The sequence below is a fragment of the Halalkalicoccus jeotgali B3 genome, assembly GCF_000196895.1.
In the GTDB taxonomy this organism is placed as follows: domain Archaea; phylum Halobacteriota; class Halobacteria; order Halobacteriales; family Halalkalicoccaceae; genus Halalkalicoccus; species Halalkalicoccus jeotgali.
Genome location: NC_014298.1, coordinates 330,314 through 356,999, shown reverse-complemented (window position 1 = coordinate 356,999; position 26,686 = coordinate 330,314). Strand labels below are relative to the sequence as shown.

General features: G+C 54.6%; 16 protein-coding genes. 8 read left to right on the top strand and 8 right to left on the bottom strand.

What is annotated here, in order from left to right:
* The first annotated feature begins 5 nt into the window (after positions 1-5).
* The gene (locus HACJB3_RS16195) at positions 6-4,823 is read left to right on the top strand and encodes a beta-galactosidase small subunit-related protein (RefSeq protein ID WP_081461354.1); all 4,818 of its coding nucleotides are present in this window, start codon (positions 6-8) and stop codon (positions 4,821-4,823) included.
* A 257-nt stretch (positions 4,824-5,080) separates the two neighbouring features.
* On the opposite strand, the gene HACJB3_RS16190 is transcribed toward HACJB3_RS16195, so the two are convergent.
* A complete protein-coding gene (locus tag HACJB3_RS16190; protein ID WP_008414176.1) occupies positions 5,081-5,290 on the bottom strand; it encodes a hypothetical protein in 210 nt (69 codons plus the stop codon).
* Positions 5,291-5,435: 145 nt separating this feature from the next.
* On the opposite strand from HACJB3_RS16190, the gene HACJB3_RS16185 reads away from it, so the two are divergent.
* The 6 genes from HACJB3_RS16185 to HACJB3_RS16160 all read left to right on the top strand — a co-directional run bounded on the left by HACJB3_RS16185 (position 5,436) and on the right by HACJB3_RS16160 (position 13,433).
* A complete protein-coding gene (locus tag HACJB3_RS16185) occupies positions 5,436-6,464 on the top strand; it encodes a Cdc6/Cdc18 family protein (RefSeq protein ID WP_049934659.1) in 1,029 nt (342 codons plus the stop codon).
* A 109-nt stretch (positions 6,465-6,573) separates the two neighbouring features.
* A complete protein-coding gene (locus HACJB3_RS16180; protein WP_008414173.1) occupies positions 6,574-7,263 on the top strand; it encodes a hypothetical protein in 690 nt (229 codons plus the stop codon).
* On the top strand, positions 7,250-7,531 hold the full coding sequence (locus HACJB3_RS16175) for a hypothetical protein (protein WP_008414172.1): 282 nt from the start codon (positions 7,250-7,252) through the stop codon (positions 7,529-7,531). The genes HACJB3_RS16180 and HACJB3_RS16175 overlap by 14 nt, the downstream gene beginning before the upstream one ends.
* Before the next feature lie 8 nt (positions 7,532-7,539).
* Positions 7,540-9,663, top strand: coding sequence for a type B DNA-directed DNA polymerase (locus HACJB3_RS16170; RefSeq protein ID WP_049934699.1), 2,124 nt, complete (start codon positions 7,540-7,542; stop codon positions 9,661-9,663).
* Between the two features lie 1,151 nt (positions 9,664-10,814).
* Positions 10,815-12,086 carry a hypothetical protein gene (locus HACJB3_RS16165; protein WP_008414168.1) on the top strand — a complete coding sequence of 424 codons (1,272 nt, stop codon included), beginning with the start codon at positions 10,815-10,817 and terminating at the stop codon, positions 12,084-12,086.
* Positions 12,087-12,194: 108 nt separating this feature from the next.
* Positions 12,195-13,433, top strand: a complete 1,239-nt coding sequence (locus tag HACJB3_RS16160; protein ID WP_238532893.1) for an outer membrane protein assembly factor BamB family protein — start codon at positions 12,195-12,197, stop codon at positions 13,431-13,433.
* 207 nt (positions 13,434-13,640) lie between these two features.
* Here the strand turns inward: HACJB3_RS16160 and HACJB3_RS19080 are convergent, their stop codons facing one another.
* The 6 genes from HACJB3_RS19080 to HACJB3_RS16135 all read right to left on the bottom strand — a co-directional run bounded on the left by HACJB3_RS19080 (position 13,641) and on the right by HACJB3_RS16135 (position 24,266).
* Complete coding sequence (locus HACJB3_RS19080) at positions 13,641-15,566, bottom strand: CocE/NonD family hydrolase (protein WP_081461353.1); 1,926 nt, start codon at positions 15,564-15,566, stop codon at positions 13,641-13,643.
* A gap of 112 nt (positions 15,567-15,678) precedes the next feature.
* A complete protein-coding gene (locus HACJB3_RS16145; protein WP_008414163.1) occupies positions 15,679-16,944 on the bottom strand; it encodes a mandelate racemase/muconate lactonizing enzyme family protein in 1,266 nt (421 codons plus the stop codon).
* Between the two features lie 60 nt (positions 16,945-17,004).
* Positions 17,005-17,118 carry a 2Fe-2S iron-sulfur cluster-binding protein gene (locus tag HACJB3_RS19765; RefSeq protein ID WP_148258264.1) on the bottom strand — a complete coding sequence of 38 codons (114 nt, stop codon included), beginning with the start codon at positions 17,116-17,118 and terminating at the stop codon, positions 17,005-17,007.
* 289 nt (positions 17,119-17,407) lie between these two features.
* Entirely contained in the window at positions 17,408-18,268 is an 861-nt protein-coding gene (locus HACJB3_RS19070) for an endonuclease/exonuclease/phosphatase family protein (RefSeq protein WP_081461351.1), read from the bottom strand.
* Positions 18,269-18,421: 153 nt separating this feature from the next.
* On the bottom strand, positions 18,422-21,562 hold the full coding sequence (locus tag HACJB3_RS16140; RefSeq protein ID WP_013199600.1) for an amidohydrolase family protein: 3,141 nt from the start codon (positions 21,560-21,562) through the stop codon (positions 18,422-18,424).
* 682 nt (positions 21,563-22,244) lie between these two features.
* Positions 22,245-24,266 (bottom strand): glycoside hydrolase family 97 protein, encoded by a 2,022-nt coding sequence (locus HACJB3_RS16135; RefSeq protein ID WP_238532891.1) that lies wholly within the window; start codon positions 24,264-24,266, stop codon positions 22,245-22,247.
* Positions 24,267-25,758: 1,492 nt separating this feature from the next.
* On the opposite strand from HACJB3_RS16135, the gene HACJB3_RS16125 reads away from it, so the two are divergent.
* The gene (locus HACJB3_RS16125; RefSeq protein ID WP_013199598.1) at positions 25,759-26,043 is read left to right on the top strand and encodes a hypothetical protein; all 285 of its coding nucleotides are present in this window, start codon (positions 25,759-25,761) and stop codon (positions 26,041-26,043) included.
* 14 nt (positions 26,044-26,057) lie between these two features.
* Here the strand turns inward: HACJB3_RS16125 and HACJB3_RS16120 are convergent, their stop codons facing one another.
* Positions 26,058-26,639 (bottom strand): LURP-one-related/scramblase family protein, encoded by a 582-nt coding sequence (locus HACJB3_RS16120; RefSeq protein WP_049934696.1) that lies wholly within the window; start codon positions 26,637-26,639, stop codon positions 26,058-26,060.
* Between the last annotated feature and the right edge of the window lie 47 nt (positions 26,640-26,686).

Here is a 26,686-nt window from a genome sequence, read left to right as displayed (position 1 = left end):
GTAGTATGAGTAGAATAGATAATTCATTAGAGGATGAGTCGATAGAACACCGAATTTCAACCTCCCGACGACGCTTCCTACAGGCGACAGGTATGGCAACACTAGCTACTGGGGGTGCTGTGGGAACTGCTGTAGGAGTACACGAGTCTTCCTCCACCATTCCTCCGGGGACAATTGACGAAAGAACACTCTCGTCGTATATCGACGATCCAGCGGTCTTTGAAGAGAATCATGCATCGCCACACGTTACGACGACCGTACCATTTGAGTCGGTTGATCAGGCCATAGACGCGGATTCCCCTTATGAACGCTTAGAGACTCGATTCGGTCAGTCGCCATATTTTCAATTGCTTGATGGAGACTGGCGATTCAAACGGTATGAGAACCATGCGGCGGTTCCAGATTCTCACGACGCTATTGACTGGGATGAAATTGCTGTCCCGAGCAGTTGGCAGACCCAAGGATTCGGCCAACGGCTGTACATCAACTCTGATTTGACTTGGAACCACTACGATCCCCCCTCCGATGCGAATCCCGTCGAGGAGGTTCCGCTAGAAAATAATCCAGTCGGTGTCTATCGGCGCTCGTTCGATGTACCCGCTGACTGGGACGGTCGCCAGACGTTTCTCCATTTTGCCGGCGTGAAGCAGGCGTACTTCGTTTGGATCGATGGTCAATACGTCGGCTATCACCAAGGATCGATGACGCCCGGCGAATTCGACGTTACTGAGTACGTCACGCCCGGTGGAACACACACCGTTACCCTGCAAGTGTATCGTTTCTCGGACGGCGAGGCTATCGAAACCCAGGACATGTTCCGTTACTCAGGGATCTTCCGAAGCGTCTCTCTGTACTCGACGCCGGCGGTTCATGTGCGCGATTTCTTTGTCCGGACTGATCTCGACGACGACTACGAGGATGCAACGCTGCGAGTCGACGCCGAACTTACTAATAACGGTGAGGAAATCTGTGAGTACGAACTTCGAGGGCATCTCTATGCGCCTGATTCGGACCAGCCCCGACGCGGTCCACCTAAGGAAACGCCCGGACGCGGACCACCGGACGACAGATCGGGCCACAATCGGTCTAATGACTTCCCAGGTCGTGGGCCACCTGCAGGTGACGCGGGTAGAAGCCCTTCCAAAGCCTCCGGTCACAGTTCGCCGAAAAACGGATCAGTCGGTCGAGAGGTCGCAACGCTGTCTGGATTAGCCACGGTCGACGCTGAGGGTGCCCACGTCTCGCTCGAAACCGAGGTGAGCGACCCTGAAAAGTGGTCTGCAGAGGATCCGACGCTGTATACACTGGTTTTGGAACTCGTTCCGCTCGACAAGCCTGACAGCAAGGACGATCCCTGTGAAGTACTACTTGAGAAGGTCGGATTTCGAGCATATGAGAGCGAGCGCGGCGAGTTGAGTTCCACGTGGCACGTTAACGGCGAAGCGATGAACATCCGGGGAGTGAACCGCCATGAAACCGACCCCGATTACGGCCGGTACGTCCCAATCGAGACTCTCCGAACGGACTTTGAGGTCATGAAGCGGTTCAATGTCAATTCAGTACGGACCTCTCACTATCCGAATGATCCGACGTTTTACCGGCTGGCTGACGAGTACGGGATCTATGTGCAGGACGAGATCAACGTCGAGACTCACTGGTGGGAGCAGATGGCCGCCAACGTCGACGTATTTGATGAGCAGATGCTCACTCGGTGGCGCCGCATGGTCCAGCGCGACAAGAACCACGCCTCCGTGTTCGTCTACTCGACGGGTAACGAGGCCGGTACGGGTCCACCACACCTTGCGATGGCTGCCTATAATCTCGGCGAGGAGAACGCGGACAGGATCCCCGATACGTTCGAAGCTTACCACCTTTCAGGGGCCGACGACGCAGATCGCGTCGGCGAGGAGCTCGACCTCGAGCCCCGCGGAGTCGATACCACTCGACAGCTTTACCACCAGCCCAACGGCGGCGGTTGGACCATCGATTACAGCGATATGCTGGGGCCGCGCTATCCCATGCCCGATGGGATGGTAAGCGAGGGTGACGGCTCCGGACTCGGCGATGGCCTGCGACCTGTGATGATGGGTGAGTATAACCACGCGATGGGCAACAGTCTCGGGCTGATTCACGAGATGTGGTCCGAGTATATCCAGCCTCCAGTCCGCCAGGCACGCGACGGTGCGGGTGAAAACGATGGCGTCCTCATCGGCAATCCAGAGGTCACTGGCGACGGCCAGATCGTTTTCCAAGGCGACGATCACATCGAGGTTCTCGGCATCGAGGGAATCGCATCTTCCGAATCGGGATTCACTGTCGAAATCGTCGTCCGGGAGATCACTGATGGGACTCCGCTCGTTGTTGCCGATGGCTACGCGCTGGCGGTCTCCGATGATGGGATCGAGTTCTCAGTCGGCGATGCGTCAGTCTCGGCGTCGGCGCCGGACGGGGACGGCTGGCACACCCTTGTGGGCGTCTACACGGGTGACGAACTGCAGCTATACGTCAACGACGAACAGGTAGGTACCGAGGGTCATTCGGGCGAGGACCTCGAAGCCAGTAGTGACTTGTGGATCGCCGGCGATCCCAATACCGATAACGACACGGGCGTCACGCTCGATTCGGTGGCCCTCTACGACGTCGTCCCCGATGGAGATGAGTATTCTTCGCCAGGAGACGCGACGCTGTCATACGACTTCGCCGAGCTCGCGCGCGATAAGAGTCTGCAGGGTGGGTGGATTTGGGACTGGGTGAACCAAGACCTGAACGACGAGACTGAGGACGGCGAACCGTTTCAGTTCTACCACCTCGAAGGGCCCGATGGAGCGTTCTGCCTCAACGGCACCCTCTGGTCGGATCGCACCCCCCAGCCCGAGATGTGGGAACTCAAGAAGAGCCACCAGCCTGTCGGCTTCGCTGCGCGCGCGGTCGAGAACGGCGAGATTTATATCACAAATTACTTCGGGTTCACCGACCTCGACGAGTTGGACGTGACATGGGAGCTCACCGCTGACGACGAAACTGTCGAGTCGGGCGAGCTCGATCTTGACGTCCCGCCAGGCGAGACCTGCTCCGTCACCGTCCCCTTCGAGGAACCCGACCTCGAGGCAGGCGTCGAGTATTGGCTTGATGTCTCGGCTTGTCTCACCGAAGCGACCGACTACGCAGACGCCGGCCACGAAGTCGCCTTCGAGCAGGTTGCGGTACCGTTCGACGTCCCCGATCCGGAAACCGAGAGCATAGAGGACATGCCAGCGCTGTCGGTCTCGGAATCTGACGAGACAATCACGGTCGGCGGCGAGAGCTTTGAGTATGCTTTCGACACGGAGCTTGGGACGCTCGCCTCGATGGAGTACAATGGAACCGAGTTGCTCGATCGCGGCCCGCTGCTGAACGCCTGGCGAGCGCCGATCATGAACGAACTTCAGGATTGGGGCGGCGCACAGGCGCCCGATTGGTACGATGCCGGGCTCAACGATCTGAACTACGTTGTCGAGTCGATCGATGTCGATCAACCGGAGGACGCACTCGCTCGCGTCGCTGTCGAAGGCTTCGCAGAGGGAACCGCCGAAGACGAAGGGCTTGTTACACCTGATTCGTCTTCAACGGAGGCTGATGGCGTACTCCGAGGCAGTCCTGAGATCGTTGAGGGCGTTTCCGGCAGCGCAGTTGCGCTGGATGGAGAAGACGACTACATCGAGGTCGGTACGCCCGATGCCCTCGATTTCACCGAGCCGGGATTCACCCTTGAGGTCACCTTCCAAGGAATCGACGACGCTGAGCACGGTCCATTGGTCGCTAAGGGTGATTACCAATACGCGTTGAAGACCGCTGGCGGCGATGCCTTCGAGTTCTTCGTCTATGACGGTAACTGGGTCTCGATGCAGGCGCCGATCCCCGACGAGGCTCGTGAAGGGTGGCACACGCTCACGAGCGTCTGTGCTGACGACGAATTTCGGTTGTACCTCGACGGCGAACGGTTGGCCGCCGAGAGCCACTCGATCGGGAATATCGACTCAAGTGGCGCGCCGGTCCGAATCGGACAGAACGCTGATCAGGACCGCTACACCGAAACGACGATCGATTCGGTGGCCGTCTACGATACCGCACTCAATGATGAGGAACTCGCGACGGAATTCGACGAACCGCCGGAGAATGCGGTACTGTGGTACGACCTTGATGAATTCGAAGAGGCTGAGGACGAAGGCTACGGGCCTGGATTCGCGACGCGGTACACCTACACGGTCTTCGGGACTGGCGAGATCGTCCTTAATGTCGAATCCGATCCTAATGACCGACTCCAGAGTGCGATCAGCGGCTGGTTACCCAAGGTAGGCGTCCAGCTTGAACTGCCCGAATCGTTCGGCGAGTTCGAGTGGTACGGCCGTGGCCCCCAGGAGACGATGCCTGACCGCAAGTGGGGCGTACGCGTCGGTCGGTACTCGGGGTCGGTCGCTGACCAGTATGTCCCTTATCTCCCACCGCAGGACAACGGAAATAAGGCTGAGACCCGCTGGGCTGCCGTTTCGAACGACGACGGCGTTGGTATCGCGGCAAGTGCACATCCTGAGATGCATGTCAGTCTCGAGCAGTACGCAAATCTAGATGAGGCGAACCACCAGTACGAACTCGAAGAGCGCGGCTCTATCGGATTCAACCTCGATCATGCAGTGACTGGTGTCGGTGGAACACCGACTACTCCATTGCCTGAGTACCAGGTTCAGCCCGAAACGATGGCTTTCACAGTCTCGCTTCGGCCGTTCGCTAACGAAGATCCGATGGAACTAGCAAAGCGGCGCCTTCCGAAACCCAACCGAGAGTAGCTGACCGATGAAATTGGGCTCGGCGAGCGCCCGCAAGTCGGCCTAGATGAGGCCGACAGCCATCCTCTGAGCGCAAAAACGCCGTATGCTGTGATTCCGTTTTTCTGCCTCTTATCGAGATGGCCACAGACGAGCAACGAATTCTCCATTGTTCACCATCGCACCTCGCCAATGTCGCCTCCTCTGTGGGATTTCCACTCACGACGGTTGTCTCATCCCATACGGATGTGACCTTACTCAGGAACTGTTCGCTGTCGTCACTTCTGGTTTCGGTCTCTGTCGTCGGTGTTTGAGTCTTCATTGACCTTTTCCTGAATTTTATGAATACGATCCTTGGCCTGCTTTTTGTCCATACTGGTACGCTTGCCGACTTGCTCGGCCACCTTGTCTTCGTGGCCCTCTACGAGACCAATGAGTCGACGGAGTTTGTCTTTCATGCTCATGTCACCGATGGCTTCGGCTCGCATGTCCGAAAAGGTGGTGTCTCAGTCGCGAATGCGACCAGTCGAATCGAATACGAGTATCCATTGCTGATCAACCCACTACTTATCGGAACTTTCGGAACCACCCCAGTACCGTTTATTACCCTTCATTTGCAACTCATTCTGCAATGTGATCACGGACGCTCGAGTGTTCCAGGATACGTTCGTCCCAGAAGAGGTCGTCCACCGCAATACGGAGCTCACCCACCTCTCCGGGATCCTTGCGCCTGTCCTGCGTGGAGAGCCTGCTGAAACGGCCGCTATCTTCGGTCCGACCGGTGTCGGGAAGACCTGCTGTGCTCGCTACGCTGTCGAACAACTTCGTGAGAACTCGTTCAACGTCCGGACACAGTATGTTAACTGTTGGCAGGATTATAACCGCTATCGTGTGCTCTATCGGCTCCTCGAAGGGCTCGATCGCACACTCGACATCCATCGCCAATCGACGCCCCGTGATGTTCTCTACGATCGCATTTGCGAGGCGAACGATGATCCCTATGTTGTCGTCCTCGATGAGGTCGACCAACTCGAGGAAAAAGACGTCCTCTATGATCTCTACACCCTGTCTCATATCTCGCTGATTCTCATCGCAAACGACGAGCAGGAGTTTTACTCGAACCTCGGCGATCGCCTCTACAGTCGCCTCACCGGCAGCGAGCGGGTCCAGTTTGACCCCTATTCTCTTGATGAAATTGTCGCGATCCTCGATGCGAGAGCAAATTCGGGGCTTGCAGACGGCGTCGTTTCACGTGAACAGATGGAATTGATCGCTGATCGAGCCGCTGGGGACGCTCGGGTTGCGATCGGGATTCTCCGAACGGCCGCTCGCAAAGCCTCTCGCGGCGGCGCCGAGTCGCTCACAACCGAGATCATCGACGCGGCGGTTCCCGATACTCGCTCGGAGCTTCGGCAGAAAACGATCGAGCAGCTTTCGCATGATCAGCAGGTCCTCTATGAGATCATCGAAGACCATGGTGAGACGACACCGGGGACGCTGTATGAAGAGTACGAGCAGCGCTGTGACGATCCAAAGTCCAGACGGAGCGTCCGGAACTACCTTGGGAAGATGGAACACTATCATCTGATCGATGCCGACGGCGAGAAACGCGCCCGGGTCTACCGACTTTCGGAAAGCGCTTTCGGAGCCCGAAATTCCTAATCCAAGAATCGACTGACTGCGTTGAGGTTCGGCGACCGTACGATCTTCTTTCGGCAGTATTGGTACTGACACGCCTGTACTTATTCCAGTTGTGATACATTAGCTCGCCATGGAATCCTATCGATCGGACCGTATCCCGGAGTTACCATCCTTGTCGAGTGGGGTCTATCTGCTCGACAGCGACTCTGTTCGCGGCCCCTTACACACGCTCGTACTGGATCACATCCTCACGACTCGCGGGCCAGCCTACTGGGTCGATACCCACGGCCACGTAACGACCCACCTACTTGCGCGACTCGCACCGGATCCACAGGTGCTTGATCGCATTCGCGTTGCACGTGGGTTCACTGCTTTTCAGCATTACGGACTCACCGAGACGCTTTCGACGATGGTTGATGACACTGCTTCGCTGATTATCTGTCCGGCGATCGACGGCCTGTATCGCGACGACGCACTTCGAGAGGACGACCGCCAGGCGATGCTCGTTCGGGCTCTCGCGATGCTCTCGGGGGTGGCTCGAGAGTACGATCTTACGGTGGTGCTCACCCGAACTCGGAAGGATGCGTTCTCTGAGCCCATCACGAATGCTGCCGGCGATATCATTGCGTGTGAGCAGACCCGGATGGGTCCACGATTCCACAGCGACGGCTTCGAGACACTCGTTTACCCACTCGGGAACGGACAGCTTCAGACGACGCTTGCCTTCTGGGAGCGGATACTAGAGGCCCGACAGCCGGTTTATGATGCCGCGCAAGCCGGCCTGCAGTCTCCGGAGGTGCCTGCCGATGGGTCGTACTAACCCGACCTATCGCGACGTTTTACGAGCACTCGACAACCAGTGGTCGGACTATCGTCGCGGGCTTCGCCGAGAGGATCAACAGCACTTCGATCAGCTCTTTGCATATATTCGTGCTCACGCTGACGCGAGCGGGTATCTCAACCATACGGAACCGTTCTACCCCGCACTGGTGTCGATCGATCTCGAACAGGAAGCACGGCTCGACGAGCTCGAAAGTCGACTTGCGCAGTTAGAGAGTGAGACCGACTCAATCGACAGCGGGGAGTGACCAGGGAGATGGTCTATACGATCGATTTTCTCGACTCTGGGGACGTCTACGAGTGGTCGATCACTCCCACTGGTGCTGAGTACGAACGAGTGACCGACTATACGCCGACGATCTACGTGACCTACGATGGCCGGGCCGAGGATGGGCTTTCTGACCTTCAGGAGCGTCTTGCGTCCTCTCCGACAGTCGCCTCGATGGCGATCGAACAGTGGCGGCAGGGGTTTCGCCATGAACACGAGTCGATACTTCGAATTGATGTTCGAGAGCTTGCTGCTGTCCGTCCGTTAGCCTCACAAATCCGCAAACTCGGCTGGCCTGGTGAGTACAAACTCTACAACGTGGATTTTTCACGGGAGTTTCGCTACTGCTTGGAGCGTGGCCGTGACCCCACTCCAACCCGCGTTCCATCGGTGCTTGCGATCGATGCTGAACCACCCGCCCTCTCGAATCCACCGCTCACTGAGCTTCAGATCAATGAGGAGACGGTGACAGGCTCACCGGAGGCCATACTGTACGCGATTCAGCGGCGACTCAGGCAGGTTGACCCGGATGTGTTGGTCCTCTCTTCGGGTGAACTCATACCGACGCTCTCCGAGATGGCCGACCAGCACGATGTCGACCTCCAGCTTGGACGACGACCCGGCTGGGAGCGACTTGCCGGGCGGTCGACCTACGAGAGTTATGGCAGCGTTGGCCACTCTCCAGCGCGATATAACGTTCCAGGACGGGTGATTATCGATCGCTCAAATACGTTCTTTCACTCCCAATCGGGGTTGGATGGCTGTCTGGATATGGTTCGTCGCTCGGGGAAACCACTGCAGGAACTCGGGTGGGCATCGATCGGCAACGTTCTGACGGCGATGCAGATTCGTGAGGCCCGAGATCGGGAGGTGTTAGTGCCGTGGAACTCCTGGCGCCACGAGTTTTTCAAGCCACTCTCAACGCTTCACGATGCTGACCGGGGTGGGTACACGTTTTCTCCGGAAGCCGGCTTTCACGAGAACGTCCACGAGCTCGATTTCTCCTCGTTGTATCCGAACATCATCTGCCAGTTCAACGTAAGCCCTGAGACGATCCGGTGTGACTGTCACGCCGATCGGGCAGACGTGCCGGGCTTGGAGTATTCGATCTGTGATGAGCGTGGGTATCTCCCCGACGTCCTACAGCCGTTGATCGACGCCCGTGATACGATGAAAAGAGAGATCCGAGAGATCGATGATGAGGAGCGAGTTGCAGTCCTGAAGTCGCGTGCGGACGCGATCAAGTGGATTCTGGTAAGCTGTTTTGGCTATCAGGGATTTAGTAATGCGAAGTTCGGTCGCATCGAATGTCACGAAGCGATCAACGCCTATGCTCGCGAGATTCTGCTCGATACAAAGGAGACGTTTGAGGCCAATGGGTGGCACCTTCTGCATGGAATCGTCGATAGCCTCTGGGTGACCGCGATTGAGGGTCAGAAACAGACACCGCTTACCGAGCTTGCGACGGTGATTTCCGACCGTGTTGGGATTCGACTTGAGTACGAATCGGCCTTCGAGTGGCTTGCACTCGTTCCTCTGCGTGATCGTGACGAGGGAGCGCTCACGAAATACTTCGGAAAGGTCGCGTCTGCAACGGGTGATGAGCCCGAGTACAAGTATCGGGGTATCGAGTGTCGCCAGCGATCAACGCCGGACTGGATCACGAACGCCCAACAGGAGCTGATCGTGACGCTTGATCAGTCTCGATCGCCAGAAGTAGTGTGTGCTCGCCTGCAGCGTCAACTCGCGGAACTTCATGCCGGGCGGGTCGACCCGGAGGTGCTTACAATCGATAATCGACCCTCAAAGCACGTCGAGGAGTATACCCGGACCACGCGAACGGTTGCTGCACTGCAGCGTGCACAGGATGAGGGACTTGATCCACAGCCTGGACAGGACGTTTCATACGTGGTGGTCGACGACTCAAAGCGCTCTCGAGACCGCGTTCAGCTCACTCATGAATTGTCTCAGCAGTATGATGCCGAATTTTACGCGGATCTATTGCTCCGAGCTGCCGAAAGTGTCTGCTCGCCACTCGGGTGGCAGCGGAGCGATATCGAAGCGTATCTGTCGGACCACCAAGACAGCTCGTTGGCAGCGTTTCAGAACTGAGAGTTGTGGCGTAAGCGAGCGTACTGCTACCGCTTTGTATGATGGCTGAGTAGAGACCACTCGATCGATACAGTCGCCAATGAACAACCTTGCGAATCACTCTTCCGTTGCGTAAGGATTATGATGTTCTACCTCCAGTCTATAGGTGCATACAGATCGGGGCTCCCGAGCTTAGGGAGACCCGCTGATAACACCGAGGAGAGTCATCGCTGTTGCTACGGAGACGAGCGCTCCTGCCAGTAGGTATAGCGCCCGTGATCCGAGGACGATTCGTTCGAGCTGTTCTCGACGTCCGCATTCACACGACGTGGACGGACTGTTCGTTTCGGTTGCGTTTTCTGCGGCCATAGTTGTAACTCATGCCGGCAGAATCCCGTGCATACAGATCGGGGCTCCAACCGGCACTAATTCTCATAACGCTCCAGGAACATAAAACCAAGGATTTTGGGGGTTAGAGGGGCTTAAACGGTTGTTTTCGGAATTCCGATACCGATGCCAATACCAAGATGGGGACTGGCTACCTGCTGGGATAGTTCGCGATCAATGCCGTCTCGAGGCACAACCATCATTTCGTGTGTTCTGGGTCGTGATCCGCCTTGTTTGCAGTGGCTTTTGAGTTCACTCGTATGCTCCTTACGGGGGGAGGGTAACCTCCGTACAGGTGTGGCCATCCGGCTCGCCGCATGCAGGTCCGGGCGGTAAGGGCGTACCCCGCTTTCGTCGTTTCGATTCCATTCGAGCATTGCAGGAGGACACCTGACGGCGTGTCCCCATCACGAGACTTACGCGATTCGCGCCTGCCGTTTACGGCGGGATCTCTCGCTGCTTAACGATAGGCAAGCCTTCGAGTTCGAAGCATGCTACAATTACAACCCCTGCACCTGGCGTGAGATCGGACTCAAGTACTTCAAATACCGCCACCGGACTGGAGAATTGCTTGAAGACGACACTGAACAGGATGACAGCCAGTCCACTCTCCTCGATATCCGAACTGAGCCGTTTGCTGACACTTGTTTTCGATCTGCAAAGGTTAAGATCGTATAGCGCGATATCTCAGTCATATCACATGGAGTGAGGACAACATGACCGTACAACGCCAACGGCTACAGAACCACACGATAATCACCCTACTAGTCTGCGTCTCCGTCATCATGGCCGGCTGCGCCGGCTTCGGGGCCGGCGAGCCAGCAGACGACACCGGTACCGACTCGCCAGACCAAAGCGACGACCTCGAAGACGAACAGGACAGTGCGGAGGGCAACAACAGCAGTGCCGACACTGACAGTGAGGCCGAACACGAAACCTCAGACAGCGATTCTGCGTCAGAATCTGCGTCGGACTCCACATCTGAGTCCAGTTCTAACTCCGACACAGACGCCTCGACGAGTTCGGCAAGCGACCCCTGTGGAGACTCATCAGAGACAGATCCCTGCGATAGCGGATCGCCCGACGACTCTAGTCGATCTGCCGATGAGAACACCAGTACCGATGAATCGTCGTCCAACGACAGTGATTCGACCGACGACAACGGCTCGACTGACAACACGGGCGGCGATAATGATAGTGACGACAGCGACGATACAGACGACAGTGAGGGCGAAGAGGAGCTTCTGCCACCAAGCTACACCTACACCGTGACTGTTGAGGTAGTCGACGCGGACGGAAACCCAATTGCGGACGAACCCGTGACCGCAACGGTCAACGGCGAGACGACTGAGTACCTAACCGGCGAGGACGGGACGGTCAACGTCACCACCGAATCGACCATCGCGAAGGCCGTCGAGTACGAGATCACCGTTCGCCACGACACGCGCGGCCTTCCGGTGAACCAATCGGCACAGACCGAGCGCTTCGTGATCGGTGCGCAAGAGGAGCCCGAACCGGAGCCTGAGACGTACGACTTCACGGTCTACACTCAAGAAGACGTCTCGGTCACCGTCAGGAACGACGATACGCGTGAGGAATGGACCAAGAACGCCACCAACGGCTCGGTAACGTTCGAACTCGCCCCGGGCATGTATACCATCCATGCCGATGAACACGCCTCGGTTCTGATGCCGACCAACGTTCCCGGACACACGGAGATCGAACTTCAGGGCGGATACGACGAGTTCACGGTGAACGTCGTCGACGCCGAAACCGGCGACCCTATTGAGGGCGCGGAGATCAGCGGTGTCTGCGATTGGTACTTCTCGAGTGGCGACGCGTACATCACTGGTGAGTCGAACGCCGATGGCGTGATCGAGACGAGCGTGATTTCGCCGAGTGTGTGCCACGGTGTCCTCGTCGAGGCCGATGAATACGAGTCGACTACGATTTCCGTCATCAACATCCCAGACGACGATGAAATGACAATCGAACTCGACGCAGCCTCGGATGAATCGAGAGACGAGGAGGAGCAGACGAACGCTTTGGTCGCCTGATCTCGACTGGAGTAGCCAGTATTCCGTTGCTATGGATTGCAAGACGCGTCAGTAATTCCTTAGCTATTTGAGGATTAAGTTTATTTATACAGAGAGAACCGAAGTACCGTGGGTCAAGAACTACCAGTTAGTAAGATTGATCGACGTGATTTCCTTCGATTGAGTGGGGGTGCCGTTGCCGCCAGCGCGTTCATTGGGACCGCGAGTGCAGACCCAAGTGCGGACTGGCCTCAGCCGCGGGCTAACGCCGCACGTACAGCCTCTACGGCCGCAAGCGGACCGAAAGATACGGTACAAACCCGCTGGTCGGTAACAGGGGACAGTAACGGTGTTGTTGTCGGTGACTGTATCTATATTGGAGATTCCGGTATTATTCGAGCCATTCGGCTTGCAGACGGATCCGAACGGTGGCGAGTGCAGACTGCAGGGTCGAGAGTGAGTTTGTCTGCCGGCGATGAAACGATCTATGCTGCCGTCGGTGGCAATAATTGGTCGAGTCTCCTCGCGCTGTCAGTAGCTGATGGCACTGAACGATGGCGCAACGAACAGTTCCAATCGATATTCGTGCCTACGGTTGGTGACGACCTGTATTCGATCGTTGAGGAATCTGACGCTAATGACGAGGAGACGTCCTCATCGTTAGTTGCTCTTTCTGCGGCCGATGGAACGGTTCAGTGGACCCAACCACTCGATATGGAGGAACCGACTGCACCAGCAGTTGCCAACGACACCATCTATATCGCCGGTTCTGAGGTGGTTGCGATTGACACAGATGGTGAAGAAATGTGGCGGAACCCTGCCGGTGGAGGTACTCCCGCTGTAGCGAATGACACGGTCTATGTGACTTTTTCGCCAGGCGTGCGTGCGCTGTCGGCGAGTGATGGCTTTGAGCAATGGGAGTACGTCGCTACCGTTGACGATCGGCCGGCTGAGTATGCGTTTCCGTCAGCACCGGCAATCGTCGATGAAACGATCTACTTCGGGTTGACCGACTATGCCCGTGAGGATGCAACGGCGATGTACGCGCTTTCTGCGACTACTGGAAGCGAACAGTGGACGACATTGTTCGAGCGCGACATTGTCGTTGGGGCACCAGCGGTTGCTGATGGTGTCCTCTACAGTCACGTAGCTGGATTTGCTGATTTCCCCAGCGAGCGTGGGACCGTAGAAGCGGGGAGAGCGATTGCACTTGATGCCGACGATGGCACCCTTCGCTGGGAAGTCGATGACGCGGAGGACACGTTGTTTTCCGATCCCATTGTTACCGACGGTCTCGTGTTGGTCGAGAAACACTCAATACTTGCTGATGAATCTGTTATACTGGCGCTTGAGGAGGCTGATTCGTAGCCTACTAGTATTCCTTTTCCGGACAAAACGGATCCCTTAGGCCTGTACCCGCTCGACTGTCCCCTCGAGATGCTCTTCGCAGGCGTACGCTGAGAGCAGGTCATCAGTCAGCATGTAGTAGTCGGCATTAGCGTCACAGCCATCGCCGACACACGATCATCTTAGATTTGCAGTAGGTGGGTGGCTTCTGACTGTCTCGTACGCTCCTTACCGGGGGAGAGTGACCTCCGTACAGGTGTAGCCATCTGGTTCGCCACATGCCGGTTCGGGCGGTAACGACGTACCCCGATTTCCTCGTTTCGATCCCCATTCGAGCATCGGCCAGAGGATGCTTGACGGCGTATCCCCACCATAGGACAGGGAATTCTCACTGCCGCTATCGAGTGGATCATACTCCCAGTAGCGGGCTGGGTCCGGACCTTCCTCTTGGGGTGGAGCGTGAATATTGACCAGTAGTCGATGCCCTGGGTAGATGATATGGCCAAGCGGGAAGATTTCGATATCGTAGCGATAGAGTTCCCCAGGGACAATCGGTGTTGGATTGACCATTGTATGATACGGGCGAATGATCTCCCCAGCTTCATTTCGAAGCGTTTGCGAGTCATCGAGTTCGCGGTGACTTGCGCGCAACATACCCCGCTGGAGATACGTTACGGCTTCATCCTCTGGCTCAACATCGGCCAGTGAGACATACATCTCGGTGTTCTCTGCCGATGACTGCAAATAGAGGGTCGCAGTAATTGGACCAGCAATCACACGTGGATCATCGAATGGGGTTGACCAGTAACTGAGGAGCGTCTCGTCAGTCAGATCATCGATATACCAGTAGTCTGGGCTTGAACTCGTATACGTCTCCTCACCCGCAGTTGACGGTCGTTCGGTCGTCAACTCGTGGTCACCAGCGATGTAATAGCGTGTCCAGTCCGTGTTTGATGCTGGGAAGCCATCAAAACTCATCGTGCCGTGGCTGTCTTCGGTATCCATCCCGAAGTCCAACCGAACAGGAGCTTCCTGCATGATATCGGTATTTTTCCCGCGGAGCCAGTAGTCGAACCAGCGTCGACCATCCCGATCGCGACCAAGTGCCCGCCATGCAGTGCCGTGGACCCCGTTCGTTGCCCGCAGGAATTTCGGCGACTCGCGGAGTTCGGGGCTCGGTGGGCGTCGGCCCGGGAAATCTCCAGGATGAATTGGATCCGGATCGAGAGCGTTGTACACTGTGGGACCGCCGCGCTGCCCGACTTGACCATCCTGCCACGCGACGCTAATATAGGTTGGAACCTTGATTTGCTTCGCCATTTCGACGAAATTGATTCGCCGATAGCCATCGTTCTCCGTTCGCTCCCGATACCACGTGGGATGTTGATCGATGATCGCTTGTGGATCACGGTTTGCCCGATGCTGTCTGCAGAACGGATCCTCCTGTTCTGGGATGATGTCTTGTGATTCTTCATCCCACCACAACGTTGGGAGGTTGTTAAGCCAGTTATCGAACGCGAGGTTATCGACACCGCCGGGGAAGGTGCGGCCTCGGAGTAGATCACCCATGATCACGTTCGCGGAGACACAGGCTAATGATGGTGGCTGGGTGGAGGCGACCCGAATGGATGTCATTCCTGAATACGAGAGTCCGAACAAACCGATCCGATCAAGCGACCACGGACGATCCGCAAGCCACTCAATGATCTCATATCCATCCAAGCCATGACTCCGTTTATCGTAGACTTCACCGAAATCTGCTGCATCGCCGGCTGAGCATGCTGTTGCTCGGACGCTTGATTGGACGTGGACGTACTCATCGCCGAGATCCGGCGACGGAATAGCACTATAAACGCCAACGCTCGTCGCGATGAGTGTGTCGTCTGGCATTCGAATATAGTGGGTCGGGCCGTCGGCTGCGAAACTTGCGCCTACATACCCGTCGTGCGTGTACACGACGGGCCGATCCGTACCAGTTGGCGGGTTCCAATCGTGGCGAACGTATCCCCACTCTTTTTTCGCGAACGTGTCGTCGTAGTCGATGTCTCCATCCGCCTGTGTATAGAGTTGATTTGGCTCAGCACTGACGGCGCCACTACTTGCGATTCCGACTGTTCCGATCCCGATTGATTTCAGAAGCTGTCTCCGCCTCATGAGAACAATACCCGCACCAAGGAGTTAAATATTTTACTATTATCTATAAAATTATATATTATCGAATAAATGACTCCTTTATTCGGTCATCGATGATGAACTCTCTTCAATATTACAGTTCGAACAGCTCCTCGCCAGACGCGAGATGTTCCTCGATCGTGTCGGGATCAAGCATGACGCCGATACCAGGCTTCTCAGGCACTTGGATCACGCCGTCTTGGATAACGTCTTCGTCCTCGGCATGCATGTCCTCCCACCATGGCACTTCACGGGCGTGCCACTCAAGCGCGAATGCGTTAGGAACGGTGGCGCAGACGTGGACGCTCGCCATCGTTCCAATGGGGCTCGAGATATTGTGCGGCGCGATAGGCACATCGAATGCATCAGCCACGGCCGCGATCTTCCGAAACTCAAGCAGCCCGCCGCACTTTTGGATGTCTGGCGCGACGATATCGAGCGCCTGCTGAGTGAAAAAGGGAAGAAAGTCCTCGACACGGGTGAGGTTCTCGCCTGCTAGGATGGGCGTCGACGTGCTCTCGACCACCTTGTGGTGGGTCTCGGCGCTCTCCGGCGGCACCGGGTCCTCCAGCCAGTCGAGGTCGTACTCCTCGACCTCTTGGGCGATCTTGGTCGCAGTCTCCACCGAGAAGTTCCAGTGGAGGTCAAATCCCAGGGTGGGCTCATAGCCGATCTCCTCGCGCACCGCGCGCACGATGTCGACCTTGTGTTGAATTGCTGGGCGGGACAGCCGCCGAGTCGCGGTGTCAGCTTCCTCGACTTTCACGTCAAGGTCGAATTTCAGTGCATCGAATCCCTCGTTGACGACCTCGCGCGCTGCCTGAGCGTATGAGTCGGGCGAGTACACGTCACGTGGGTCCACCGATGTGGCTTCCGCCAGGTTCTCGCCGGCGTGGCAGTCAGCGTAGATCTGGACCTCGTCGCGATACTTCCCACCGAGCAGCTGGTATACCGGAAGTCCGGTGAGCTTACCTGCAATGTCCCAGAGTGCGATTTCGATTCCCGATACCGCCGCCTGGGAGTACCCAGTTGATCCGCCCAAGCCCGAGAGCAGCTGTGTCATGTGCTCCACCAAGCGGTCGATATCGAGCGGGTTCTGTCCGACGAGACCAGGCTTGAGGAACTCGACGTACTCGCCGGCCGGACCAGGAAACGCCTCCCCCAACCCATAAACATCGGCGTCGGTTTCGACCTTCACGAGTACCCACGGGAAGTTGCCCTCTACGACCACAGTTTTGATATTCGTGATCTCTACGTCGCGTTCGGGCGCGCGGCGCTGATCCGTCTTGCGTAGGTCGCGCCACCCAATGCCACCCATCATGTCCGCTACGAGCTGGCGGTACTTCGAGTCATCTGTCATATGTATCGATCCGAAACCTACGATAGCAAAGGAGTTTGCGTATCGGCAAGCTCCTACTGGTTACTCTTTTTGAACGAGGTCACCCTTCAGTAGACGCCCAGTACAGGTGCCACAGGCGCCGTACAGACAGCCATACGGGACGCCGAGACCGTCGCGTTCGGATCGAAACGTCATCGTTTCTGCGGCCGCCGTACGGGCGCTTGGCGACTGAGTAACGGTACTGATTGTTGGCGCCCGCCCAGTCGTGAAGCGCAAGACCAGCAAGAACATCGGTGTTAACCGTTGAATAGCCGCCAAGTCACGGGCATTGTGCACATTCTCTACATTTTGCCCGATAGACTCATTGAAACCCACAGCGATGATTTTTCAGAATATACTGAATAGAACAAGTATATCGGTCACTGTATTCATGAAAGCTAGATTAGAATCAATTTGGCAAATATAGATCAGTTTTGTGTAGCCATCATAAATCGAATTCCCCGATAATCAGAGCATGATCACTACACTCAAAGCCGCTGTGATCGTAGTAGCAGTCAATTGGGCTAAGATCCTCTGAAGCGATTAGATGGTCGAATCGGAAGGTAGTATGACTGGTTTCCGCTACCTCCACTCCCTCATACCCATGGATATGCCGAAAGACATTTACCATCCCTATCTCTGTTAATCCACAGAGAATATTTCGCTCTGCAGCAATCCACCGTTCTGACAGCTGACCTTGGGTCTCTGAACGCCACGGAATCAGTGTTCCGTCTTCTCGTTCGCCCTTTGGCGCGTTAAAGTCACCAGCCAAAATTATCGGTGGCTCACCTGCTTTGAGGATGCGCCTGGACGCTGTCTCAAGGATCTTCACCTTTTCCTCTCCCCAGTTAGTCCCTGGGACAGCACGGACATTCCAGACTGCTACTTTTGTCTCTCCTAGTTTGAAAGCTGTAGGTAGTATCTTTTCTGGGAAGTTAGTGTTCCAGTTCTTCAGCTCGGAGTTTTTCCATGGTCCATCTCGGATACTCGGTGACTGACGGGTAAGGTTCGTACCACGAAATCCGTCATAGAGTGCTGTCAGATTCCCATTGACGTGGTTGATGTCTTCGTGGGGAGGGATATCGCTATTTCCTAGTGTCTCCGCCCATTCCATTGAATCTTCAATCTCCGAGTAGCCAATATCCTGAAGCGAGTCTAGCCAGAGATCTCGCTTCTTCGTCGTTACCTCATTTAGTAGAAAAAGGTCCGGTTGTCGTTCGGCAATAAACTTGACTTGAGATTGGATTCGGTCTGTACTTCCCTGCCACGGGAAAGCCCCCTGTACATTCCACGACAATACTTTCATTATCCGTTATAGATAGTGAACCATCATAAACCATCTTAGAGTTGCAAATATAGCAAGGAATTTGGGACGTGCTTGAACCCGTCAAATCCCACTGTACTACTGTGTATGTGCTTTGGAGGAACGAGATCTTAGTGAGGAACTTGAATCTCTACCTTATGTCTCGTCAGCTGAAAACGGCTCTACAAGATCCTGAATAGTAAACAACTCTCCGTTTTTCATTGTCATTCTCACATCTGTTGCGTCTTCGATTTGTTCGAGTGGATTCCCCTCAACAAAGACCATATCAGCTAGTTTCCCCGATTCAAGTGTTCCAAGATCATCGGCAACTCCTTGCTCTTCAGCGGCATATCGCGTTGCTGTCAAGAGGGCCTCGTATGGGGAGAACCCATACGCAGCCAAGGGACGCAGATTTCCGTGTACTCCAATACCAGGATAGTCCAATGGCATATCCGTGCCCGTAAGCACTACTCCACCCGCATCAAATATATTTTTGAAGGTCGTTACATTTCTACATAGGCTAGTCTCACAATCAGGATCCGAGGGGAATTCTGTGTTATCCGCGACGCTCTCTCGTAAATCATCACGGGCCGCCAGTCCAGTTGGACCCGGTGTGTCGATACTTTCTCCAGGAATAAATAGCTGCAATCGAGGGTCGTCCTCGACATCGTCAGCAAGAATAAAATCGGACGTGAAGACTGTCGTTATGACTGACCGTTCTCCTTCACCGTAGAGGTTGATGACATCATCATAGGTTTGGCTTGTCGCGGATTCCGTTCGGGCATAGCCAAGGCGTTGGGTTGCGGACAGATGTGTTGTTCCGTCTTGCCCAACAAGACCACCTGGAGCAAGGTAGTGCGATTTGACTGGTACGCCGAGTTCTTCATGGGCGGCATCGGTAACCGCAGCCATACGTTTAGCGTTTAATCGAACGTATGTTTTCACGAAGTCGTAATTGAGCTCTATTGCCCGTGACAGTTCTAAGGGGATTTGTTCCAGACTCGTAGTGGGCCGACCGATAAAGCCATAATAGACGCGCGAGCCGTCGATCGGTTCACCGCTTGCAAAGAAACGCGGTCCGGTCCGATCTCCAGACTCTATCGCTTCGCGCTGTTCGATGGCACTGTAAACACGGTCACCGGGAGAGACTGTTGATGTAATCCCGTACGCGAGATTGATCCGTCCCATTCGGTCCCCGAAGAAGCAATCACTAAACGTCTGGTGAACGTGCGAATCCCAGAGGCCTGGGATTACTGTGAGATCGGATGCATCTACATAGTCACCATTCGGCGGCTCACTATCTGGCACAACCTTCTGAATTCGATTGTTGACGACGGTGATATTGACGTCCTCTTGAACGTCTTGGCTCGTACCATCCCACAACTTTCCGACATGGATGACGGTACGACCGGCCGGTTGATCGCGATGATAGTTGAGTTGGTGAATTGGAACATCCTGTGTTTCGCTCCCGTCACGCCTGACCTTTTTCAGTGTTCCATTGTTCAAGTATAAGAGCCACTCCGAATCACCACTCCATGTCGGTGCATCTGTGGCTTCCTCTGTGATCTGTGTTGCCGGGCCGGTCGGTTCACCGGCTTCATCGACTGGCATGACACGTAAGGTGCTTTCAACCACGAAGGCCATCCAGCGTCCGTCTGGTGACCAAACAGGACCGTCATTACCCCGTGTTGAGAGCGATTTGAACTCCTCACCCGGCGGATAAAAGGTCTCTTCCCCAGTTTCGATATCGACAGTCAAGATCTGGCTTGTGCCCGACCGGAATCGGTCCGAATACTGTTTAACAGCCGCCACAGCCACTGTATTTCCATCCGCTGACCACGTTGGACGGCCTGGAAGAAACAGTGGTCGTATGGCCTCCTGACCATCACTGAGTTCTATCTCGTTCTCGCTACGTTCTACCTCGGCAATTAGGGTCGTTCTATGTTGGTTCTGAAATGCGATTTTGGAGCCGTCCGGGGACCACGTCGCCGCTACTACAGCATCGTCCCGCGCAGTGACTTGCTGATTCTCACCGGTTTGCAGATCGTGTACGTACAGATCTTGCGTTCCATTTTCATCGGATGAGTAGGTTACATATCGGCCATCAGGAGACCACGCTGGGTCGGCCTGATAGAATGAGTCGTCTGTAATGCGTTGCGGTGGTTGCCCAATACGCATTAGCCAGAGATCGTTCAACGCGATAAACGCCACATGCTCGCCATCCGGGCTCAGCCGTGGGGTTAGAATTCCCTGTACCTCACACGCACCCGTATTGTCAAAGTCATATGACTTCTGGTCATAATCGAGCGCGGGCACGTCAAAAGTAGCGCTGAATGGAACATTAGATGACGTACCAGAGTCCAGATCCAGTGTTCTGACGTTGCCATCAGCAGAATACAAGATCTCATCTGTGGACAACCAGTGAGGAGTAAAGATGAAGACGTCTTCTCCGTCGGTTACCGGTGACTCGGAGACCATTAGATCGATGTCCCCTGTTCGGTTCTCCTGTTCGTTAATGCGAACGTAGGCAAGGTCTTCTCCGTTTGGAGACCACGATGGCGAATGGAGCGTTTGTCCCATTTGGCCGGAGACAAGCGTCCGGGTCTCACCGTCCTGATTGACTGCTTCGATTGTTATTGGCGAATCGTCGCCATCACCATATTCTCCGGTAGGATCGGCGACGTACGCGATTTCAGTTCCATCAGGAGACCACGTTGGTTCGAAATTCTCACTGGAATCGTCCGTCCATTGCTGTAGGTCGCCAGTCTCGATATCTACTGTCCAAATGTCATAGTTTTCGTTCCGATCAGAGGAAAAAGCGATTTGAGTGCCATCAGGAGACCATTGAGGTTTTCGATCGTCCCAAAACCCATCAGTTATCTGTTGGATATCGCTGCCGTCGGCAGCCATCGTCCAGATATCGAAGTTCCCATCTCCATAGCCTTGAAATGCAATACGCGCTCCATCTGGCGCATAGTCGGGCTGAGTAGGTTCTAATTCGACATCAGTCAGTTGTTCTGCTTCGCCCCCTTCTCTTGGCAGGCGAAAGAGGAGCCCATGGAGATCCATCACAACCGATTCTCCATCAGGTGATGCAGTGAGCGCAATATTAGTGCCGTCTGTCACTGTCACCTCCGTTCCTTCGCGTATATCTTCGTTATCTGCATGACCTGCCGCAGTGTACGCAAATCCACCAGCCGAAAGCCCCGACAGTGCTACACCACCCAGAACTCCTTTTAGATGATCCCGTCGGGTATGTGTGAATTTTTCTTCTCTATGTGTGGTATTATCTCTCATTCCGTCTAATTTCTCGCGCGCTGGTTTGATAGTATTTTTCGTGTAGATTCTATGACTTCTAAGGTAGATTATTAGACTAATATCTAGAAGTTAGAAATAATACAACGAGCGACTTTTTCTCGTGTATCACTACAATTATATAAATTCAGGCTGGTAGAAGGACCATTGGGTCGATGTGTACAAGTGTAGCCATCTACAGCCGAATTATCACCAGACGGACGGCACTAGCAGAAGTTAGTGACCACCGGAAACGGAGTGGAGACCGACGATACCGACGAGAATCACGCTGATAAACCCGATTCGAGCAAGGGTTGCCTCTCCTAATGTGGCCTGCCTTGTGCAACAAACCATCCTTGGATACGAGGTGTTGCACAAGGTAAAATTTCTTTGTGGAGTGACTACTCTCTATTGGTTCTCATCAACGGATCCGCCCTTTACCGACGGCCGATATCAAACGGATTTCAATACTGCTGATGATACGCCTTCTCGGCAGTCCAGAGATCGAACTCGCCTTCACAGTTCTGTCTCGTCAATAAATAACGTCGACCAACCACACTATTTCTGATGATGTCGGATCGCATAGAAAATCGCCGACGCTCAGCCATATCGGTATCATGGATAGCTACCGTGTCCCGCCGAACAAAGATTTCATCGTCGGAATACTCTACCCTCTAAATCACTCTTAGCGAATATGCAGGGTGAATCCTCCGTTTACTGGCACATCAAGGGAAAGAGTATCGTCAGCTGTGACAGTCGTCTCTGTGGCTTCAAGACCGTTTCCACCGGAACTATCATGAATCAACTCCGCCGTGTATTCGTCATCATCTTGAAGGAATGAGAGAGGAACGTCGACAGTTCGTGCTTCCCCGGCAATGATTGATCCGACGTACCACTCGTTGTTCGATCGACGGGCGATTGTCGCTTCCTCGCCCGGTCGCCCATTAACAAGCGTAGACTCATCCCAAACGGCGGGAACTTCACTCAAGAAGCGTTCTGCGATCGGCCGGTCCCGGTAGCTCTCAACACTATCGGCGAAGTGTTGCCAGTCGGACTGATAGACAACCGAGAGCGCCAACTCGTGGCCATCGCTTGTTTCACGATCGTCAGCAGAGAACGTAACCGGTGTATAGTCTAGCGGTCCAACAACATTGCGCGTGAATGGAAGAATCACATTGTGGGTCGGTGTGAGTTCACCGAACTTGTAGTACTCCGCGCCCCGCCCCGCTTCATTTGTCATTAGATGTGGCCACTGGCGACGCCGGCCTCTCGGAAGGGTTGAACCATGAAAATTAATCATCAATTCACAGTCCGCAGTGGCTTCAAGAATCTCGTCATAAAACTCCATATACTGCTGGAAATCAGCGTTCATATAATCGACCTTGATTCCACTGACGCCCCAGTCGGCCAATCGGGATAACACCGCTTCGCGCTTGGTTTCGTCATTTACGTAGTACCAAGGGAGCCACGCAATGATGTCGACACTCTGATCATCCGCGTACTCGACAAGTTCGGACATCCAGTCGCGATCCCACCCGCGATCAACCAGTGAGAATTCCCATCCTTGTTCACTGGCATAGTCGACGTACTGTTTCTGTACCTCGAGGTCCTGTGGGCTCCCGCTGTCGGACCACCATGACCAGGCGACTCGCCCAGGCTCTATCCATGATGTGTCTTCGACATTCGAGGGATCATTGAGAGCGAGTACGAGATTCGACTCCGTTACGGAAGCCAAATCACCAATGATTGCTGTCCGCCACGGTGTTGCGAGCGGGAGTGTGCTGCTGATCGTCTCGGAAAGCCCGAATGTGTCGGCGAAGACCAACTCGAAGAGATAGGGATTATCATCGTAATCCGTATCTTCGTTCTCGTCAGTCGCTTCATCCGAACCCTCGTCGTCCGCGTCATCGACGAATAGATGTGATGCACCGTACCGGCCCGTGACATCAGCCTCGGTCAGCAACAGCCATGAATCGTTACCAACCTCAGATAGAACCGGGAAGCCATAGGCGCCGCTTGCGGACTCAGCCGATGTCTCGTTCCACAGTCCCTCATAGGCTTCGCCGAATGGAGCCAGCCACGTTTGGGAATCGTTGGGTAATCGAAATGAACTTGCTTCATTAGTAACGACAACATCCCCATCGCCGGGGAGTCGATACCGATAGGCAGCACCATCGTTCGCCACGCGCAAGTCGATTTGTAGTGTTCCGGCCTCCGATTCAAGCGTCAGCGTTGCTTGTTTTGCCTCATGCTGGAACTGTGAGCGCTGTCCGCCATTGATATTGATCGTCTCCGAAATCGTTTCAACCTCGACTCCGGTTACGGATAACTCAGTGACGAAATCCGCTGAAAACGTGCTGATTCCGAGTGGAGATGGTTCGAGTACGGTAGTCCCATCATGCTCAACTGTAAGAGTAAATCCCTCTCCATCAGGCAAATCCGAATCTACGTCGGCAACGTCATTCCGCGCAATCGTTGCTTCGATCGATCCATCCGGACTGATGACAGTCCAAGGATCCGCTTCGTGAAGTGATGCCATCTCGGAGGACGAAGATTCACTCGCTCCGATCCCAGTACCAGCAGCACTCCCGACCCCAAGAGCGGTTGCTCCTTTCAGTACTGACCGGCGAGTACTCGCGACGATAGGTCGAAATTTATTCACTGAACCAAACCACTCTGATCCTGCTGTTTTGTTTTTATCAGACATTGTGTTTCCTTTCTTCAGATATGATCGGTACGTAGTGACGAATTGTGTCCTACGATACCAACCATCGTCCACTACTATTTCTCTATTCATGGCTATTATAATTAATTACTACATTGTTTAGGTGTTCTCAGCTATGTATTAGAACAAGAAAACCGCAATTGAGTACGACTTACCTGAGTTCTGTTTACGGCGTTCGGTGAAATTCGCGGGTAGTCAGAAAGTTGTAGTACTCGGCCCTCACCGAGGAGGGCTATAATCATGTATCGATCACCGGCTACGTAGGTCGTTGGATCATGAACTGCGAGAACAACTGTGGCGGTCGCAGGCCCGATCCCATGGATTGACGTGAGGGTTTCAGCTGGAGCTTCGGATCGTCGACGAGGAGGGCCGCTTCGCTTATTCGCTGGACGAACGCTGTAGGAACCTCGGACATCCACTTGATGTATCGATCACGTCGTCCATGTTGGGTGTTTAGCTTCCACTGCATTACCTTCTCGAGCTCTTCCTGTGTTATGTAGTGTTGTTCTCCGAGGGCTGTGGTGAGTGTCTCCTCGACACCTCTTTGAGGGTTGGATCCTAGTTCGCGTTGTAGTGCTCGCTCCATTGTTTGATCGCGTCGTGGTCCATAGTAGTCTATCAGGGACTCAGCATCACGTACTACTACTAAGACTCCTCTATCTGTGGGAAGTAACCTTGATCTTCCTCGGCTTAGCGACACAGACAGGGATGTGACTTACTTCATGTAATCTTCTCTGTGGATCCAGACTCGAGGTAGCTCGAATCCACGAGTCCGAAAACCATGAGATCCAAATCAGGGACATCCTTGTACCAGTGGACTAGGTGCACGTTTCCGCTGTAAGGAGTACAGCTACACCCGACAAGATTCCCAACCCTTCCAGTGTACGTTTCCGCTGTAAGACTCTACCTGAGATTCCTGCTAGCAGCTAAATGGGAGTGGGAACGTTCCTACTTCGATTGTTGCTCCCGCTTGAGGAGCTGTTTTCTTGATCTCCTGATAAAACTTCTGTATAATACAGACATAACTTCACCAGAGGTTTTGAGCAGGAACCGTTTAGAAGCACAGCTTCTTACAGAAATGATTCATCTTGCTCATGGAAGGACTATCCTCTTACAGCGGAAACGTGCACTTGAGGACTCTCTTCTCGATGCCTTCAGCCGTACTGTTTACAGCGGAAACGTACACTCACTCATGTCCCATACAGCGGAACCAGGCACTAGGAAAAGCGCGTATTTCCGTTGTAAACGAAGATCTGGACGTACTCGACCAGCGACGCAAAGGAGCTGGGAAAAAGGGACCTATCGGGCTATCTACCTTGCTGACGCTCCTGATACAGTCCTCAGAGCGTGCAATACGGTCGACTGACGAGCCGGCGTGAACAATCCCGATTACAAGGACTGGGTTCTTGCCTTGTACCGCCTTTGATACCGCCCTACGCGGGCTGCCTCGGTTCTTAGTCGTGTGCTGTCTTTGTTGAGTGCGCTGACTGGGACCAAGAACATCGACGCCACGATCACGATTCCAGCGTACCTTGAGGGCGTTCCCGAGTCGATTCGACGGGAGTTCGTCGACGTCTATCTCAGGAATCGGGGCCATCGCTACGATCACAAGGCGACGATCCACTTCCGGGAGGAACCGTCGACGGAGTACCTCAACGCGCTGGTGGCGCTGATCGCGGATGTGAGCGGCGAACGCGTGACGCGCTCGGATCGGAACGTCATCGTTTCTGCGGACGCTGTACGGGCGCTCAACGTCTAAACTGCGGTTGGTCCTTAGTTGCCTTGAATCGCGTCAATGACGATTGCCGCAGCAACAATCGGCTCTTTCGGGACCGTACTCGCATCGTCGATAGTGATTTCGTAGCGGTCACGGAGCGAGAGTTTGCTACGAATCGTCCCGACATGTCCACTGTCTGTATCAGTAATTTCGTATTTGTACTGAATCAATCCGCTGAGTGGCAGCTTCTTCCGAGCCAGTGTTGCGAGTGCACCACGGGAGGTGATTTTGGCGAGTGTAGCGCCCGTCTCGCTATCACGAATCGTCCAGGTATCTTGGAGCAGCGAATAGTCGTTATCGAGGATTACGAGATCTTTCCCTGTTTGTGCATCCGTGAGTAGGTACTTGCCCGCAACGTCAAGGATGCCGCTTGCTTTCACGGTAAAGACAATAGTGCCGTTGGCATCGACAAACGGGAACTCCTCTTTCATTTTGAGCATCTTCTGTTTGCTCTTGAGAACGGTGGTGCCAGCGGCGTCACGAACGGTGTATCTGTTCCGGAAGAGGCTCTGGTCGACGGTATACTGCTCATCGGTGAGTTCGATTCCGGTGATATCGTAATCCGTTGCTGCGGTCATGCTGTGTCTCAGACTGGTCGATATCATCATGAATCCATTGGCTATCC

Bases quoted from the DNA above. Each gene is read 5' to 3' on its own strand.
- HACJB3_RS16195 (WP_081461354.1), top strand. From the start codon at position 6: ATGAGTAGAATAGATAATTCATTAGAGGATGAGTCGATAGAACACCGA.
- HACJB3_RS16190 (WP_008414176.1), bottom strand. From the start codon at position 5,290: ATGCGAGCCGAAGCCATCGGTGACATGAGCATGAAAGACAAACTCCGT.
- HACJB3_RS16180 (WP_008414173.1), top strand. From the start codon at position 6,574: ATGGAATCCTATCGATCGGACCGTATCCCGGAGTTACCATCCTTGTCG.
- HACJB3_RS16175 (WP_008414172.1), top strand. From the start codon at position 7,250: ATGGGTCGTACTAACCCGACCTATCGCGACGTTTTACGAGCACTCGAC.
- HACJB3_RS16170 (WP_049934699.1), top strand. From the start codon at position 7,540: ATGGTCTATACGATCGATTTTCTCGACTCTGGGGACGTCTACGAGTGG.
- HACJB3_RS16165 (WP_008414168.1), top strand. From the start codon at position 10,815: ATGGCCGGCTGCGCCGGCTTCGGGGCCGGCGAGCCAGCAGACGACACC.
- HACJB3_RS19080 (WP_081461353.1), bottom strand. From the start codon at position 15,566: ATGAGGCGGAGACAGCTTCTGAAATCAATCGGGATCGGAACAGTCGGA.
- HACJB3_RS16145 (WP_008414163.1), bottom strand. From the start codon at position 16,944: ATGACAGATGACTCGAAGTACCGCCAGCTCGTAGCGGACATGATGGGT.
- HACJB3_RS19765 (WP_148258264.1), bottom strand. From the start codon at position 17,118: ATGACGTTTCGATCCGAACGCGACGGTCTCGGCGTCCCGTATGGCTGT.
- HACJB3_RS19070 (WP_081461351.1), bottom strand. From the start codon at position 18,268: ATGAAAGTATTGTCGTGGAATGTACAGGGGGCTTTCCCGTGGCAGGGA.
- HACJB3_RS16140 (WP_013199600.1), bottom strand. From the start codon at position 21,562: ATGAGAGATAATACCACACATAGAGAAGAAAAATTCACACATACCCGA.
- HACJB3_RS16135 (WP_238532891.1), bottom strand. From the start codon at position 24,266: ATGTCTGATAAAAACAAAACAGCAGGATCAGAGTGGTTTGGTTCAGTG.
- HACJB3_RS16120 (WP_049934696.1), bottom strand. From the start codon at position 26,639: ATGACCGCAGCAACGGATTACGATATCACCGGAATCGAACTCACCGAT.